16 protein-coding genes are annotated in these 17,415 nt (G+C 44.6%); 5 read left to right on the forward strand and 11 right to left on the reverse strand.

Translation table 11 applies throughout. The features are described 5' to 3' along the window. Positions 1–5: 5 nt before the first annotated feature. Positions 6–1,202 carry a glycine C-acetyltransferase gene (gene kbl / locus NAZ64_RS10630; RefSeq protein ID WP_001213790.1) on the reverse strand — a complete coding sequence of 399 codons (1,197 nt, stop codon included), beginning with the start codon at positions 1,200–1,202 and terminating at the stop codon, positions 6–8. A gap of 202 nt (positions 1,203–1,404) precedes the next feature. On the opposite strand from kbl, the gene rfaD reads away from it, so the two are divergent. From rfaD to rfaL, 4 genes are read left to right on the forward strand one after another with little or no spacing between them, the layout of a single operon-like run. Continuing rightward, a complete protein-coding gene (gene rfaD / locus NAZ64_RS10635) occupies positions 1,405–2,337 on the forward strand; it encodes an ADP-glyceromanno-heptose 6-epimerase (protein WP_000587771.1) in 933 nt (310 codons plus the stop codon). Between the two features lie 2 nt (positions 2,338–2,339). Next, complete coding sequence (gene rfaF / locus NAZ64_RS10640; RefSeq protein ID WP_000699196.1) at positions 2,340–3,386, forward strand: ADP-heptose--LPS heptosyltransferase RfaF; 1,047 nt, start codon at positions 2,340–2,342, stop codon at positions 3,384–3,386. Next, positions 3,386–4,339, forward strand: a complete 954-nt coding sequence (rfaC, locus tag NAZ64_RS10645; protein WP_076935865.1) for a lipopolysaccharide heptosyltransferase RfaC — start codon at positions 3,386–3,388, stop codon at positions 4,337–4,339. The genes rfaF and rfaC overlap by 1 nt, the downstream gene beginning before the upstream one ends. Positions 4,340–4,378: 39 nt before the next feature. Further along, entirely contained in the window at positions 4,379–5,593 is a 1,215-nt protein-coding gene (rfaL, locus tag NAZ64_RS10650) for an O-antigen ligase RfaL (protein ID WP_183058263.1), read from the forward strand. A 56-nt stretch (positions 5,594–5,649) separates the two neighbouring features. Here rfaL and NAZ64_RS10655 read toward each other — a convergent pair whose 3' ends face one another. The 10 genes from NAZ64_RS10655 to rfaQ form a co-directional block, all read right to left on the reverse strand. Further along, on the reverse strand, positions 5,650–6,795 hold the full coding sequence (locus tag NAZ64_RS10655) for a lipopolysaccharide N-acetylglucosaminyltransferase (RefSeq protein ID WP_220569555.1): 1,146 nt from the start codon (positions 6,793–6,795) through the stop codon (positions 5,650–5,652). Positions 6,796–6,877: 82 nt separating this feature from the next. After that, positions 6,878–7,687: a 3-deoxy-D-manno-oct-2-ulosonate III transferase WaaZ gene (waaZ, locus tag NAZ64_RS10660; protein WP_000536017.1), complete on the reverse strand. Its 810-nt coding sequence runs from the start codon at positions 7,685–7,687 to the stop codon at positions 6,878–6,880. 149 nt (positions 7,688–7,836) lie between these two features. Further along, positions 7,837–8,535, reverse strand: coding sequence for a lipopolysaccharide core heptose(II) kinase RfaY (rfaY, locus tag NAZ64_RS10665; protein ID WP_000582820.1), 699 nt, complete (start codon positions 8,533–8,535; stop codon positions 7,837–7,839). 22 nt (positions 8,536–8,557) lie between these two features. Then, positions 8,558–9,568 carry a lipopolysaccharide 1,2-glucosyltransferase RfaJ gene (gene rfaJ / locus NAZ64_RS10670; RefSeq protein WP_023217913.1) on the reverse strand — a complete coding sequence of 337 codons (1,011 nt, stop codon included), beginning with the start codon at positions 9,566–9,568 and terminating at the stop codon, positions 8,558–8,560. A 17-nt stretch (positions 9,569–9,585) separates the two neighbouring features. Beyond that, a complete protein-coding gene (waaO, locus tag NAZ64_RS10675; RefSeq protein WP_183052791.1) occupies positions 9,586–10,599 on the reverse strand; it encodes a lipopolysaccharide 3-alpha-galactosyltransferase in 1,014 nt (337 codons plus the stop codon). Positions 10,600–10,604: 5 nt separating this feature from the next. Beyond that, a complete protein-coding gene (gene waaB, locus NAZ64_RS10680; RefSeq protein WP_080095208.1) occupies positions 10,605–11,684 on the reverse strand; it encodes a lipopolysaccharide 1,6-galactosyltransferase in 1,080 nt (359 codons plus the stop codon). A gap of 85 nt (positions 11,685–11,769) precedes the next feature. After that, the gene (locus NAZ64_RS10685; RefSeq protein ID WP_483640931.1) at positions 11,770–12,642 is read right to left on the reverse strand and encodes a glycosyltransferase family 52; all 873 of its coding nucleotides are present in this window, start codon (positions 12,640–12,642) and stop codon (positions 11,770–11,772) included. 105 nt (positions 12,643–12,747) lie between these two features. After that, complete coding sequence (rfaP, locus tag NAZ64_RS10690) at positions 12,748–13,545, reverse strand: lipopolysaccharide core heptose(I) kinase RfaP (protein WP_076935879.1); 798 nt, start codon at positions 13,543–13,545, stop codon at positions 12,748–12,750. Further along, complete coding sequence (locus tag NAZ64_RS10695) at positions 13,538–14,662, reverse strand: glycosyltransferase family 4 protein (RefSeq protein ID WP_001261581.1); 1,125 nt, start codon at positions 14,660–14,662, stop codon at positions 13,538–13,540. The genes rfaP and NAZ64_RS10695 overlap by 8 nt, the downstream gene beginning before the upstream one ends. After that, positions 14,659–15,729 carry a lipopolysaccharide core heptosyltransferase RfaQ gene (gene rfaQ / locus NAZ64_RS10700; protein WP_001526672.1) on the reverse strand — a complete coding sequence of 357 codons (1,071 nt, stop codon included), beginning with the start codon at positions 15,727–15,729 and terminating at the stop codon, positions 14,659–14,661. Before rfaQ ends, NAZ64_RS10695 begins: the two co-directional genes overlap by 4 nt. A 408-nt stretch (positions 15,730–16,137) precedes the next feature. Here rfaQ and waaA point away from each other — a divergent pair, with 408 nt between their 5' ends. Next, a complete protein-coding gene (gene waaA / locus NAZ64_RS10705) occupies positions 16,138–17,415 on the forward strand; it encodes a lipid IV(A) 3-deoxy-D-manno-octulosonic acid transferase (protein WP_000891580.1) in 1,278 nt (425 codons plus the stop codon).

Consider the following 17,415-nt stretch of genomic DNA (forward strand, 5'->3'; position numbering starts at 1 on the left):
CATCCTCAGGCAATCACGCCCAGTTGTTTACCAATACGCGTGAACGCGTCTACCGCACGCGTAATTTGCTCAGGCGTATGCGCCGCAGACATCTGGGTACGAATACGCGCCTGACCTTTTGGTACGACCGGATAGAAGAAACCGGTAACGTAAATGCCCTCTTTTTGCAGTTCGCGGGCAAATTTCTGCGCGACAACCGCATCTCCCAGCATTACCGGGATGATGGCGTGATCCGCGCCTGCCAGCGTAAATCCCGCGGCAGACATCTGCTCACGGAACTGCCGGGCGTTCGCCCACAAGCGATCGCGCAGTTCTGCGCCCGCTTCCACCATCTCTAACACTTTAATAGAAGCCGCCACGATCGCCGGCGCCAGTGAATTGGAGAACAGATATGGGCGGGAACGCTGACGCAACCACTCAACGACCTCTTTGCGCGCCGCGGTATAACCGCCGGATGCGCCGCCTAACGCTTTGCCCAGCGTACCGGTAATAATATCTACGCGGCCCATTACGTCGCAGTATTCATGGGAACCGCGACCGTTTTCGCCGACAAAGCCTACCGCGTGAGAATCATCAACCATCACCAGCGCATCGTATTTATCGGCCAGATCACAGACACCTTTCAGATTGGCGATGACGCCATCCATTGAGAACACCCCGTCGGTAGCGATCAGGACATGACGCGCGCCGGCCTCACGCGCCTCTTTCAGCCGCGCTTCCAGCTCAGCCATATCGTTGTTGGCATAGCGATAGCGCTTCGCTTTACACAAACGCACGCCGTCAATGATAGACGCGTGGTTCAGCGCGTCGGAGATAATGGCGTCTTCCGCGCCCAGCAACGTCTCAAACAAGCCGCCGTTAGCGTCGAAACAGGAGGAATACAGAATCGCATCTTCCATGCCGAGGAAGCTTGCCAGCTTTTGCTCCAGCGCTTTGTGGCTGTCCTGGGTGCCGCAGATAAAACGCACGGACGCCATACCGAAACCGTGGCTGTCCATGCCCGCTTTTGCGGCATTAATCAGCTCAGGGTGATTCGCCAGCCCGAGATAGTTATTGGCGCAAAAGTTAATAACGTGGCTTCCATCCGCCACGGTGATATCCGCCTGCTGCGCAGACGTAATAATGCGCTCTTCTTTAAACAATCCTTCCGCCCGGGCGGTTTCCAGATCGTTGGTTAACTGTTTGTAAAAATCCCCACGCATTGCGATTCTCCAGACTGGGCAAATTTCAGCACATATTACCCAAAGCGATACGTTGATACGAGATGACGCGTCATCACTTCTTTAAAATGCAGCATAAATCACGCGTATCCTCACGGGTTATCAGTGAATGGATGAATAGTGTTATGATAAGAGCATTCATGTCTGAGACAGTCTCTGACACCATAATTCAAAGGTTACAGTTATGATCATCGTTACCGGCGGCGCGGGCTTTATCGGCAGCAATATCGTTAAGGCCCTGAATGATAAAGGTATCACCGATATTCTGGTGGTGGATAACCTGAAAGACGGCACCAAGTTTGTAAACCTGGTGGATCTGAACATTGCTGACTATATGGATAAGGAAGATTTCCTGATCCAGATTATGTCCGGAGAAGAGCTCGGCGATATCGAAGCTATTTTCCATGAAGGCGCCTGCTCTTCCACCACCGAGTGGGACGGCAAGTATATGATGGATAATAACTATCAATACTCCAAAGAGCTGCTGCACTATTGTCTTGAGCGCGAAATCCCGTTCCTCTACGCCTCTTCTGCCGCCACCTATGGCGGTCGCACGTCTGATTTCATCGAATCGCGCGAATACGAAAAACCGCTTAACGTTTACGGCTATTCTAAATTCCTGTTTGATGAATATGTGCGCCAGATCCTGCCAGAAGCGAACTCGCAGATTGTCGGTTTCCGCTATTTCAACGTCTATGGACCACGTGAAGGCCATAAAGGCAGCATGGCAAGCGTGGCATTTCATTTGAATACACAGTTAAACAACGGCGAAAGCCCGAAACTGTTTGAAGGCAGCGAAAACTTCAAGCGCGACTTCGTTTACGTGGGCGATGTGGCCGCCGTTAACCTGTGGTTCCTGGAAAGCGGCAAGTCCGGCATCTTTAACCTGGGCACAGGCCGTGCGGAATCTTTCCAGGCCGTCGCCGACGCGACGCTGGCATACCATAAAAAAGGCAGCATTGAATACATTCCGTTCCCGGATAAGCTGAAAGGTCGCTATCAGGCGTTTACGCAGGCGGATTTAACCAATCTGCGCAACGCGGGCTACGACAAACCCTTTAAGACCGTCGCCGAAGGCGTCACGGAGTATATGGCCTGGCTGAACCGCGACGCGTAAGTATGAAAATTTTGGTCATTGGCCCGTCTTGGGTGGGCGACATGATGATGTCGCAAAGTCTCTATCGCACGCTTAAAGCGCGCTATCCCCAGGCGATAATCGACGTGATGGCGCCCGCCTGGTGCCGTCCGCTGTTATCGCGTATGCCGGAAGTTAACGAGGCGATACCCATGCCGCTGGGCCACGGCGCGCTGGAAATCGGCGAGCGCCGCAGATTGGGCCATAGCCTGCGAGAGAAGCGCTACGATCGCGCCTGGGTGCTGCCAAATTCGTTTAAATCGGCGCTGATTCCTTTCTTTGCCAATATCCCGCACCGTACCGGCTGGCGCGGCGAAATGCGCTATGGCCTGCTGAACGATGCGCGCGTCCTTGATAAAGACGCCTGGCCGCTGATGGTGGAGCGCTACGTGGCGCTGGCCTATGACAAGGGCGTGATGCGCACGGCGAAAGATCTGCCGCAGCCGCTACTCTGGCCACAGCTCCAGGTTAGCGAGGGTGAAAAGTCGCTGATGTGCAGCGATTTTTCGCTATCTTCTGAACGTCCTCTGATTGGCTTTTGCCCCGGCGCGGAATTTGGCCCGGCAAAACGTTGGCCGCACTATCACTACGCCGAACTGGCAAAACAGCTCATTAACGAAGGGTATCAGGTCGTACTGTTTGGCTCGGCAAAAGACCATGAAGCCGGAAATGAGATCCTGGCGGCGCTGAATAGCGAGCAGCAGGCATGGTGTCGCAACCTGGCGGGGGAAACCCAGCTGGAACAGGCCGTCATTCTGATAGCCGCCTGTAAAGCCATCGTCACCAACGATTCCGGGCTGATGCACGTCGCGGCGGCGCTCGACCGCCCGCTGGTCGCCTTGTATGGCCCAAGTAGCCCGGATTTCACGCCGCCGCTGTCTCATAAGGCGCGGGTGATTCGTCTTATTACGGGTTATCACAAAGTGCGTAAAGGCGATACGGCGCAAGGCTATCACCAGAGCCTGATCGATATCACGCCGCAGCGGGTTCTAGAAGAGCTTCATTCGCTGTTGTCGGAAGAGGGCGTTTAATGCGGGTTTTGATCGTTAAAACATCATCGATGGGCGACGTATTACATACCCTGCCTGCGCTTACCGACGCGCAACAGGCGATTCCAGGGATTCAATTTGATTGGGTTGTCGAAGAAGGGTTTGCGCAAATTCCGTCCTGGCACAGTGCTGTCGATCGCGTGATTCCCGTCGCTATTCGCCGTTGGCGCAAGGCCTGGTTTTCCGCGCCCATCAAAGCGGAACGCACAGCCTTTCATCGGGCGGTATGCGCATACCAATACGACGCTGTGATTGATGCGCAGGGGCTGGTGAAAAGCGCGGCGCTGGTGACGCGTCTGGCGCATGGGATAAAGCACGGTATGGACTGGAGTACCGCCCGCGAACCGCTGGCCAGCCTGTTCTATAACCGTAAACACCATATCGCAAAGCAACAACATGCGGTTGAACGGACGCGCGAGCTGTTCGCCAAAAGCCTGGGATACGATAAACCGCAGTCGCAGGGCGATTATGCCATCGCAAAACATTTTCTGCATTGCCAGCAGACGGTTAGCGATCCGTATGCGGTGTTTTTACATGCCACGACCCGCGATGATAAACACTGGCCGGAAGCAAACTGGCGCGAGCTTATCGGCCTGGTGGGCAACACCGGATTACGGATAAAACTTCCCTGGGGCGCGCCTCATGAGGAGGCCCGGGCTAAACGACTGGCCGAAGGCTTTGACTATGTGGATGTGTTACCGCGTATGAGCCTGGAGGAGGTCGCCAGAGTGCTGGCTGGCGCAAAATTTGTCGTATCGGTTGATACCGGCCTGAGCCATCTCACCGCCGCGCTCGACAGACCGAATATTACGCTATATGGCCCAACGGACCCTGGGTTAATTGGAGGTTATGGGAAGAACCAAATGGCATGCTGCTCACCAGAACAGAACCTGGCGAATTTAGATGCCACAAGCGTATTTGGAAAGATTCATTAAAGAGACTCTGTCTCATCCCAAACCTATTGTGGAGAAAAGATGCTAACCACATCATTAACGTTAAATAAAGAGAAATGGAAGCCGATCTGGAATAAAGCGCTGGTTTTTCTTTTTGTTGCTACGTATTTTCTGGATGGTATTACGCGTTATAAACATTTGATAATCATACTTATGGTTATCACCGCGATTTATCAGGTTTCACGCTCACCGAAAAGTTTTTCTCCTCTTTTCAAAAATAGCGTATTTTATAGCGTAGCAGTATTATCATTAATCCTTGTTTATTCCATACTCATATCGCCAGATATGAAAGAAAGTTTCAAGGAATTTGAAAATACGGTACTGGAGGGTTTCTTATTATATACTTTATTAATTCCCGTACTATTAAAAGATGAAACAAAAGAAACGGTTGCGAAAATAGTACTTTTCTCCTTTTTAACAAGTTTAGGATTACGTTCACTGGTTGAAATTGTCTTTTATATTCAGGACTATTCCAGGGGGGTGATGCCATTTACAAACTATGACCATCGACATATATCTGATTCAATGGTATTTCTGTTCCCGGCATTGTTGAATATCTGGCTATTCAGAAAAACATCGCTCAAACTCGCTTTCTTTGCGCTGAGCGCCGTCTACTTATTCTTAATGTTAGGCACCTTGTCACGGGGAGCATGGCTGGCAGTTTTAGTGGTGGGCGTTTTATGGGCGATTTTGAACCGCCAGTGGAAACTAATGGGAATTGGCGCTGCTATCCTGGTTATTGCTGGCGTTTTAGTTATCACTCAGCAAAGCCATAAACCGGATCAGGAGCGACTACTGTATAAATTACAGCAGACAGATAGCTCATATCGTTATACTAACGGAACCCAGGGCACCGCGTGGATACTGATTCAGGAAAACCCGATCAAGGGCTACGGCTATAGTAATGATGTTTATGATAGTGTTTATAATAAACGCGTTGTCGATTATCCAACGTGGACCTTTAAAGAATCTATCGGTCCGCATAATACCATTCTGTACATCTGGTTTAGTGCTGGCATATTGGGTCTGGCGAGCCTGGCCTATTTATATGGCGCTATCATCAGGGAAACAGCCAGCTCTATCTTCAGGAAAGCAGAGATAAGCCCCTACAATGCTCATCTCTTGCTATTTTTATCTTTCGTCGGTTTTTATATCGTTCGTGGCAATTTTGAACAGGTCGATATTGATCAAATTGGTATCATTACCGGTTTTCTGCTGGCGCTAAGAAATAGATAAAAAAACGCGCTGATACTTATTACGGTATCAGCGCGTTTTTCATCATCCGGACTCAATCACTTATCAAACCAGCTTTTCATTTGTTCCTCGAAACGCTGCGCTACATTTTCCCAACTGTATTTTGAAAACACCAGAGATTTTGCTTTTTCGGCAATCTGGTGGCGATCCTTATCAGCAAGCGCACGGTTAATATCATTAATTATACTGTCGCTCGACATAGGTTCTGCGAGGTGATAGCCCGTTATGCCATCTAACACAAATTCGCTAATCCCCCCTTTTTTGCTGGCAAGAACCGCTTTTCCTGCTGCCATCGCTTCTACAGCCACCATGCAAAATGCTTCTTCAACCTGAGACGGCACAATAACCAGATCGGCTATATGATAGAAGTTATGCATCTGGTCGGGAGATTGCCCCCCAGCCATAATACAATCCGTTCCAATCTCTTTTGCGGCGTCCAGTACTTTCTTTTGATACTCTGCTTTTTCACCCTTGCGGCTTGCATAAGGGTCGCCAACAACGACAAGTTTAATATTACTTCTTAAGGTACGTAATTTTTTGAACGCCTGCAAAAGCAACAGGATGCCTTTATCAGGCGAAACTCTCCCGGCATATAAGAGAACGGTGGCATCTTCCGCAATATTTAATTGCTGACGAAGATTATCTTGTGGTTTTTTTTTATAAGTCTCAGCGCAAAAACCATTAGGCACAATACTAACAGCAGCGGCAGGCAATCTTTCTTCATAAAACGCTTTAAGAAACTGACTGGGTACGATAATTTTTGCATCCTTATCAGGAAGTTCTGGTTCAAATGCATTATGCATGTGCATAACCAGTTTTGCATTCGGATTGCGCTCTCTGATCTGCCGATACAGTTTCATACTATTATGAATAACAATGACGCTATCTTCCTGGGTAGTCACTTTATCTCTAATATTAAGGACGCGCTGGGAATAGGGTAGTGGGTCGAGACGAGTCCATTTCTGAAAAAGACGCTTATAAACTTTACCAAACCCAATGTAATGAATATCACAGTTATCGTTTATTTTATTATATTCAGGATAGCCAGCATTCTTTATACAAGCAATAGCACTCGGTATTGATAGTCGTTTTGCAACCTGGTAAATCCAGGTTTCTACCGCAGCCGCACCACGTGGAGGAATTGAAAATATAGGAGTAACAGTAAATATGATTTTTTTAATCATAATAGCTATAATCCAGAATAGTTAACTTTATAGAAAAAGAAATGCGTGCCGAAGCAACGTAAAATAATGATTTATCTAGTGTCTAGACAATTTTATCGTAATATATTTCATCCTCAAGTTCCGAGGCTGTAATATATGGAATAATATCGTAATGAATTGCAGTATCATCTGATAAATTAAAGATATTTAAATCACTCACATTTTTTCTCATAAAAGTAAAAAATGGCAGTATTTTAAACAGGTCTTTACTAAGCTCAGATGGCATAGGGCTGGTAGATTCGTCATAGAAACGTGGGCAACTCCCTGTTAAGTCAAGCCCAGAACATATAATACGACCATACTTAAGGGAATAGGCAACCTGAATAGCGGTATAAGCAATAGTATGGCAAGAGCAATACCCGATGCTGATATCCTTGCAAAATCCAGCCAGTCGCCCTCTTTTCGAAAGGGGAACTGAAATAAGTAATGCTTTATGAACCCGCTTGAGGATATTAAATTTAATTTTCTTTAAAAAGCCCCCTTTTTCTCGGCGATAAAAGGAGCGAATAATTAAACAGTTTTCTTCAATATATTTTTGATCATCCACTGAAGCCTGTTCATACACATCAAGATTGACGATAGTGAACTGACTGTTACGGCTAAAGTTATAAAAATCTTCGCGCCGACGATGGAGGAAGCGAACATCCGTCAGAAGGTACAAAAATGGCTTGACGTTATTGTTTAGCAAATATTGAACAGAACCATTGACTGCAATGACATCTTTCATTCGTAACAAGGACAGCGGCGTCTTTCTGGACGTAGGACCAGAAAGAAAAATAATACAATCTTCAGCCGTTCTTTTCGCAATAAGTTGCAGAACATCGGCGTGAGTTATGAAGTTAACGCTGCCCATAAAAAACTCGTATGTTTATCATGCAACCTATAAATAAATGTTATATTCAATAACTAATATTACATCTCAAATTCTCTCAAGTATGTCATAACGCTGCAGCAAATAAAAGTCAGTCAGCCCCTTAAATTAAACTAAACGTGCTACATTGATCAGCGCTTTTCCTTACCCTTAATACGACGAAGGAAATTTCGAAGTTTTTTCTTATAAATCAATAAGTAAAATCCGATATCTCTCACATTATTTTTGATACCATAATGTCTTTCTAAATCAATACGATCCTTTGCTTTTCGTTGCCTGGAAGGTCTTTTTCCGGACAAATCGATAATTCTGATCTCATTGCCTTGCAGGATAAAGTTACCTTTATGGGGATCGCCCGAAACCATACCATGCTGATGCAGAGAATATATCGACTGTTTGATTTTCCCTCTCACCTCGTCAGAAATTTCTGGCATATCAACAAGTTCAATACCTTCAATATATTCAATTATCATCACGTATGTTTTTACATAGCGTAATGTTTTAATTTCCGCCAGCAGGTAAAAATCATTAAGCGCCGCAAACCCTTCACGCCGTACACGATCTGTCTGATGAAAAAGCTTTTCGTAGTAATCTCCTTTTACTAACGATTTGAAAAATCGTTCAGTATTTTTTACTTTTGGACTAAATACTTTGAGAATATATTTTCCGTAGTCTGTATTAATCAATACAACTTTTGTATCTTCTATATTACGGAAGACTTTAATAACCTGATGATTATAAGATAGAAAATCTTTGAATATCTCAATGTATTTTTCACCGTCTTTTTTGACAAAGACGGTATAGTTTTTAACCTTTTTTTCAATAATCATAATGGAGATTTAGGGAAGGGAATTATTTGTGGAAAAGTTTACGATAAAGATATGCGCTTCCAGCCAAAAGGCCTTTAAAGTAATGACCCTGCACGAGAAGATGTTTATATCGCTTCTTAAATTCAACTATGGTACGCGCATCTTTTGCGGGAAAATCTTTCCAGGGCGAATTCAACCGTGCATTTTTATAATAGATAACTGAAGGATAATTTGCCCAGGCATGCCATGGTTTTGTAGCGCCCGTATAATGAATTAAAATAGTATTATCATTAATTATATTGCTATACTTTTTATGTGACTTATCTTTCAACTCACTTTTGATAGTATAAATGGTATTATACGGTCGTGGGAGAAAAATGACTTTGTCCTGTAGGAGAATATTCAAAACATCCTGATCGGGATATTTAAAAGAGTCAGCCTCTTTACCTGCCAAAAGTAAAAATGCCTTTTTGGTTAAGGCATTCTCTTTCCATAATTTCAGGTTAACAAAAACCACGCCGGAGTTAAAATAACCACCTTGTAAATTAAATGCTCTTAATCTCTCATTTACCTTATTCTGGATGGAATCAACATCTTTTACGACCGCAGCAATCTTCTCTGTCAAATCAAGCTGTAGAAGATCTTGCAAAGATCCTTTGCATACAACATCGGCATCCAAATAAAGTAAGGTGTTTACCTTCTTGCTGAGATAATCGAAAGCAAATAAACGAAAATACATTGCTCTCGACCATACTTTAGTTTGAGGCAATACCTCAAGGCTTTCTACTTTAATAAGATAAAGAGAAATTTTTATGTGATGCTGTACGGCTAAACGCTCTATATATTTTACAAAACACGGAGAGTATGAATCACAAATAATGTGAAAAGCGAGCGGGATATTATTGTTTAGTACAACTGAAGCAATTGATACCCCCACACCATCAAGATAGTTTTCATCAACGCCATAAGAAATGTTTAATACGTTATCATCATTATTATTACTTTCATCAAAAACTTTATATTCAGCTATTTCTATCTCAGGAAATGAATCCATTACATCACCTATGGGTTTTATTCAAGAAGTTTACGTTTAAAGTAGGCTATATAATAATTTATACCCGAAGTATAATGCTTCTGATTAAACATATGCTTTGCCGCATAACGTAACTGATGGCTAGTCACTGGATTTAAAAGCGCACAATGAGACCATGGTGAGTTGGTCTTAGCCTGTAAAAAATATTGTGACACAGGATAAGCCCCCCAACTATGCCAGGGCTTCGTTGGTCCGATATAATGAACAAATACAGTCTCAGCATCAACTGGATTAATAACTGAATCTTTTAATTCATAGTTAAGACTAAATTGTGTATTAAATTTTTTATCAACAAAACGTGCTTTATTCACTAACAATATATTTAATACATCCTGATCAAGGTGCGTTATGCGCTGTACTACCTCCGGATCTTTTAGCATTTCAATCGCTTTCTTAGAGATATTTTCTGCGGTCCAAAGAGGTATGTTAATTAAAATAAAACCGGCATTAAAATAGCCAGAAACCAGCCCAGGCGTTGCCAGGCTAACCGAGCGCTTAGTCCACCATTCCAACTCGCCTTCAGCAACGACAGCCGCAATCACATTTTCAGCGAAGTTAAGATCAATAAGTTCCTGAATACTCCCCTTACATGCAATATCTGCATCCAGATAAAGTACTCTATCTGTTTTATCTGAAAAATAATCGGCGATAATGAATCTAAAGTATGTTGCATAGGTCCAGTTTTTGGTACTGGGTAGCGATTTTAAGCGCTCACAGTCGATTAGGTAAACAACAATCTGCGTAGCGTACTGTTTTGCTAATGCCTCAAATCGCTGCTGGTCTTCAGAGTCAAAGAAATCGGTAAAAACATGGAAAGCTAACGCCTTCTCTGGGTTAGCGAGGAGAACCGATGCAATAGAGACACCACAGCCAAAAAGAAAGTTTTTATCAATCCCATAAGCTATATTAAATTTATCAGCATCACTATGTTGTGCATAGTTATAATCTAAAGTCTGTTGAATGACTTCTTCTTCAAAATATTTTCTGCTCATAGTGATCACTTTTGTAATTTCGAGAATATTGCATTATTAAAATTTTTAAAATATAGCACATCGTAAAATCTCTCAATCGTGCCGGGAATAATATCATGCTGATATTTTACTTCACCAGAAATAACACGATTAAGGTGTCCTACAAAATCATCTATAGCCCCCGGGGTGTAAAGCTCACCATTCAAACCGGGTTTAATCATATCGCGCGGACCAGACATACAATCAGAACTAATACACGGAATTCCATATGACATTGCTTCCAGCAGGGTCATAGGAAATCCCTCAAATGCAGAGGTAAGTAGTAACGCGGTGACATTTTTTATTTTTTGCTGTACGACTTGCCACGGCGCGCTTTGCCAACCATACCAGATCACACTCTGCTCAATACCAAGCTCCCGACTATAGGCCTGGCACTTTTCAAAATCTGAGCCATCACCAATAATATGTAGCTGCCATTCCCCTGTCGTACGAGCTAAGCCATCAAATAAATCTTTAACTCTTTTCTGCCCTTCAAATTTAAGACGCCCTACATAGAGAAATACAGCGGGTTTATCGCGCTCAGGCGGTGGCACAATGATTGTTTTAATAGAGACAGGATTATAAACGACGCTAATATCTTGCGCTGAGATCCCCCGTGCCATCATCTGTTCTTTAATACCACTACTGATGGCCAGATGATAATCCGCGTACGTTATACATTCTGCATGTTTTTTATGGTCGAGCGAAAAATGCGGCCACGAGAAAATAAGAAACTGTTTACCACTTTTCTTTTGTGCTTTATTGGCATAAAGACATGAGATGACATCAATACATATCACAATATCCGGTGACGTTTCTTTCAGCCACTGACTAAAATTATAAATATGCTTAGCTCGACGAAGAAAACTTAATTTTATATTTGAGAATGATTGCGCATATTTAATCTCTTTTAGCCATGCTTTATCCATTTTGTCATTACGACAAAAGAAAAACATTTCACAGTTGATTTTCGGAGAGCTATTTTCAAACGTATGGATAACGTTGCTAATAACGGTTTCCATCCCTCCAAAACCAGATACCGCTTCGCCTATAAATGCTATTTTCAATGAAGTCACCATTTGCTGACACTCATGTTATTCGGCTTCCTTCACTTTTAAAATTCTGTAAGAACAAACCCAATCAACACTATATTTATACTGAGACCTGATTAAAATCGAACCCCAGTCCATGATTAAAGCTATCTTTTAGAAAAGGGCTGGTTATTTTATAGTTTTTGATAGTTGAGATATTATTTAGGTTATACTGAACTGTGCTATTAAATCCATATATCTCTAATGATACCCCTTGTTCCAGATATTCTAAAATAATGTCCTCGGCTATCATTTCAGAGTTAACATTCAATACACCATTAAACTGATGAGAGTCATATCGAGGGTGAGGAATATATATATCAACCGTTTCTTTTTTAATAAACCGCTGAAGATGCTGAAGAAAAACACACTCATCTTCTTTATTTTTTAACGCATCAGTATATACAGTTCCCAATAATACTTTTTTAAAGCCATTATTCGTATCAGGAAGACCGCTATGGTGTACCAATATAATTCCTTCGGTCTTTTCAATTATGTTGGTTCTATTAGGAAATAGAGTATAATGTTTTGCGTCTAACTTTAATATTTCATCTTTATGATATTTACGCCCCATCAGCTTTCGTATTAACTTCGATGTGGCGTTTATATTCTTATTTTCATACATTATACTTTTCTGATTGATATTATTTGTACCATCATCAAAGGTTTTTATTTCAGAAAAAATGATACAAGATAAAATATGGTGTATAAGCGGGACATGAAAATTCGCGAAGAAAACGGTATGATATTCTCTGGCATACTTTTCCATGATTTTTTTAGCATACCGTGTTCTTTGAATCGTTTTAAATGTCGAAAATTTTGCTACCTGCGGGACGATCTCTGAGTGCCGACATAACGGCTGAATTTTTTTTAAATAGTACTGATTTTTTACGTTATCTACATCGCCGATAAATAAAACATCAACTTTTTTCAACCGCTCTTTTTCTATAATTGACCGTGCAATCAATAATTGCAAATTAGTCATGCATATGAATAGAAACATATAGCCTCTAAGCTATTTAAAAATATAATTTTTATATTAAAGATTTTTTCTTATTGTTCTTTCTTTGATTCGAGCGGCTTTAACATCCGCCAGGTGAATCAACCCCGATTCTTTTTGTAAAATCTCTCGCAGGGGGAGTGAGAAATACTCACGCATAAACCGGAATATATCTCGCTGAGTCAGGCCAATATTCATTGAAGAAAAATAAAGCCCAATTAAATCTTTGTCACGCCAGCGAAGGGGAACGTGCTGACGTATCTGCGCGCGATGCAGGTCGATTACGGAGATTTTTAAATCCTCTTCACGACCTGTGAAAGGTAAATGCAGAAGAAAGTGGCAAATATAACAGTCACGATGGTTAATTCCCCCGGCGTGCATTTTACGTACCATAGTCGCAACACGCTTAATGATCATCCACTTCACCTGCGCGTCCGGTGGATTAACAGCCCAGTCAGCACAGTAGTCTTCAAGGCTAATGGTGGGCGTTAAATCTTCGGTGATAATAAATGATGTTCTGGTTAGCGGGTTTACGCCTTTTTCACCAAAACCAACGCCGTGCATCGTATCAACGCCCAGCTCATGTAGACGATGAATGGCGTGCCATTCTCTGTCAGCGCCCAGAACAGGCATACGTAACGAAATCAGGTTCTTCACAATTTCTTTCAGCGAAGTGCCTTTATGCCACTTCAGGAAGTAGCTTTTGCCGTCCAGCTCAAACCGCAATGTTCGACGCGTCTCCAGCTCTCTGAACACTTCGCCCTGTAACGTTTTCACTTCCTCAAAAGCATCTTTACCGCGCCATAGTGTGGTTAACGGCGCTTTCAGCTCAACCATCTAAATCACCTGTAATAATATCTGCGGCCTTCTCCGGTAAGCTGTATAAATCCTGGGTATCAGCATAATACCGCGCATTTTCAGCCCAGGCGTTGCGTAAGGAAGGCTGTGTCAGCGCTTTGAGTAAAACCTCATTTAGCGCATCCTGGCGAAAAGGTTCCGTCATCGCTTCGCCACAGTTTGCATCCACAATATAATGTGCATAACCGCACACCGCGGTTGTCAGCACCGGCAAACCAGCAGTAATGGCTTCCAGCAAAACAATACCAGCAGCTTCCTGATAGGCTGGATGCAGTAAAAGGTCGGCTGCCGCCATTAACTCCGCGATATCATTACGTCCGGAGAAAAAATGCACATTCGTGCCAACGCCGCTTCTTTCAGCCAGTGCGGCAAACTTCTTCGGCTTATCCTGCCCGACAACATAGAGCACCGTATTTTGCCGTAAAGATTCGGGTAGCGATGCCAGCGCTTCAATAGAGCGATCCACACCTTTACGGGTGAAGTCAGACCCTACTTGCAACAGTAATTTTTGCTGTTCTGAGATACCATTTTTCTGACGATAAATTTGACGACTGTTTGGGATCTGTTGGCTATATTTTCTGTCCGGGTAAATCCCCGGTGGAAGAATATGGAAACGCTCCGCTTCAGTCTGATAATGTTTTTGGAAGTCAGCAATCTGCTTATTCGTCAGCATTAATAGTTGCGTCTGCTTGCCGTGTTCAAACGTGGCGCGTTCAAAAGCAGCATAATGCCGATAGCGTGATGTCAGGCGATAGAAAAATCCTTTTTCCTGTGCGACTTTTTCGGCGTAACACACGTCTGCGGCGTAATACACATCAAGGCCCGGCATCTTATTGAATCCAACCACCCGATCGACAGGGTGGTCGCGCAAATGGTGTTGCACCCAGGCATAATATTCTGCGTTACGACCGTGGTTCGTCCGGGATTTAACCGGCACGCGGATTAATTCAAAATTATCCGGGCATTCCCCTTCCCATGACTGAGTATAAACACGAACCTGATGACCTCGCGCCGCCACGGTTTGGGCAATGCGCATAAAATCACGCTGCAGACCGCCAAAAGGAAAATATTTATATAAGCAAAAGGCAACTCTCATAGCAGGCTGTCCAAATCTATGGTGCGTGCCTCATGCGGCAGCATTTTTTCCGTCGCGGCGATAACATCTTCAGCCGGAATCACAGAAAGGTATTTTTTATTACGATCAAGCTCATGCCGTTCAGGCATCGGCTGATAATTTCCTGCCCAAAACTGAATGATGTCGTCGGTCCAGGGACGCCAGAACACATGATCCGTCGCGCCGAAAAGGCAAATGACCGGCGTTTTGACTGCCGCGGCAATATGACCAGGGGCCGAATCAACGCCGATAAAGAGATCCGCATGGTCAATCAACGCGCCCAATTCAGGAAAGCGAGTTTTACCCGCCAGACCAGTAACCGGTTTTGTCTCACAGCCGCGTGCAATAGCATCCACGCAGGCCATCTCGTCTGCGGCCGGGCCTGACGTCAGTACAACCTGATAACCGCGGCGCTGCACGGCATCAATAACCTGAGAGAATTTATCATTATCCCAGCACTTAAATAGCTGCCGTGCCGTAGGCTGAATAACAACATATTGTCGGGTCACACCAAGTTGTTTGAGCTGTTGTCGCATGTTTTCCCAATGTTCCGGGCGATAGCTCATGGTGGTTTCCGTGACATACTGTTTTAGCGCTAACGGCTTTAGCGCGGATAATGTGCGCTCAACAGCATGTTCTCCCGCATAAGGTACTAAATGCGTAAAGCTTTTTTTCCATAAAGCAGACTGACGATTACCGAAATCCTGCGAGATTTTTATTTTTGCGTTTAAAAAACGCACAATAAGCGCCACGCTCCACTGATCGGTGAGATTGACGACCAGATCATACGAGTTAGCACGCAATTTTTTGATTAGCGATAGCGCGTTTTTGATCTTCTCTTTTGTTCCTGCGCCTTTGTTACTGATGCCGTAGAGTGCATTAATCTCCGGATTTTCCGACAATATCGGTATGGTGTTCTGGTAAAGAAGCACATCGATTTTTGCATCGGGATAATTCTGCTTCAGCGTGCTGATGACAGGAGTGGTAAGTAACATGTCTCCATGAAAACGCATTTTTATAATCAGAATTCTTCGAAATGGCTTTTCCACAAGCGACTCTTTGGTTGAAATTGTCCGGATAAATAAGCAGAAAAAAGCACGCTACCGCCCCAGGCTTCACAGCAACCCGATGGCTAATACCGCACTCATTTTAGATGCGCTAGTGTAACACTTCTTTCGCAGCAATCCGATACGAATAATTTTTATACACAATCATTTTTTTAATCATAAATTCAAAGAGATATTAATTTATCCCTCTCTTGTGAATGGTCATTCCCATTGTCTGGGGCGACAAGGGCGGCAAATTTCAATGGATTGCGTAAAAATGCAAAAATAATGGGGTTCAGCGCCTGGAATCCTCGCTTCTGAGCCAATTTGGCGCAAAAATGGGAAAAGTAATGGTAAAGCCCAGGCTAAATACATAGAATCCCCAGCACATCCATAAGTCAGCTATTTACTATGCTCGAATTGCTTTACACCGCTCTTCTCTACCTTATTCAGCCTCTGATCTGGATACGGCTTTGGGTGCGTGGACGTAAAGCGCCGGCCTATCGTAAACGCTGGGGTGAACGCTACGGATTCTACCGCCGTCCGTTGAAACCGGGCGGAATCATGCTGCATTCCGTCTCGGTGGGCGAAACTCTGGCGGCCATCCCATTGGTCCGCGCTCTACGTCATCGCTATCCCGATCTGCCTATTACCGTAACGACCATGACGCCGACCGGCTCGGAGCGCGTCCAGTCCGCCTTTGGCAACGATGTTCAGCACGTTTACTTGCCTTATGATTTGCCCGATGCGCTCAATCGTTTCCTCAATGAGATTGATCCTAAGCTGGTATTGATCATGGAGACTGAGCTCTGGCCAAATCTGATTGCTGCGCTGCACAAACGTCATATTCCGCTGGTTATCGCTAATGCGCGGCTTTCCGCCCGCTCCGCCGCGGGTTATGCGAAGCTTGGCAAGTTTGTCCGTACGCTCCTGCGCCGTATCACCCTGATTGCCGCGCAAAACGAAGAAGATGGCGAACGCTTTGTGGCATTGGGCGCGAAGAACAATCAGGTCACGGTCACCGGCAGTCTGAAATTTGATATTTCAGTTACGCCGCAGCTGGCGGCTAAAGCCGTTACGCTACGCCGCCAGTGGGCGCCGCACCGTCCGGTCTGGATTGCCACCAGCACCCACGATGGCGAAGAGAGTATCGTTATCGCCGCTCACCAGGCGTTATTACATCAATTCCCGAATTTATTACTGATTCTGGTGCCCCGCCATCCGGAGCGTTTCCCGGATGCTATCAATCTTGTGCGTCAGGCAGGGTTAAGCTACATCACTCGCTCTTCGGGCGAAGTGCCGTCCGCCAGCACCCAGGTCGTGGTAGGCGATACCATGGGCGAATTAATGTTGCTCTATGGCATTGCCGATCTCGCCTTTGTTGGTGGTTCGCTGGTTGAACGCGGCGGTCATAACCCGCTGGAGGCCGCCGCTCATGCGATTCCGGTACTGATGGGTCCGCATACCTTTAACTTTAAAGATATTTGCGCTCGTCTGGATCAGGCGAGCGGACTTATCACGATTACCGATGCGGCTACGCTGGCAAAAGAAGTTTCCTCTTTACTGACCGACGCTGATTATCGTAATTTCTACGGACGTCACGCAGTTGAAGTGCTGTATCAAAATCAGGGCGCGCTCCAGCGTCTGCTGCAACTGCTGGAACCTTATCTGCCACCGAAAACGCATTGA

The organism is Salmonella sp. A1325 (genome assembly GCF_056991255.1).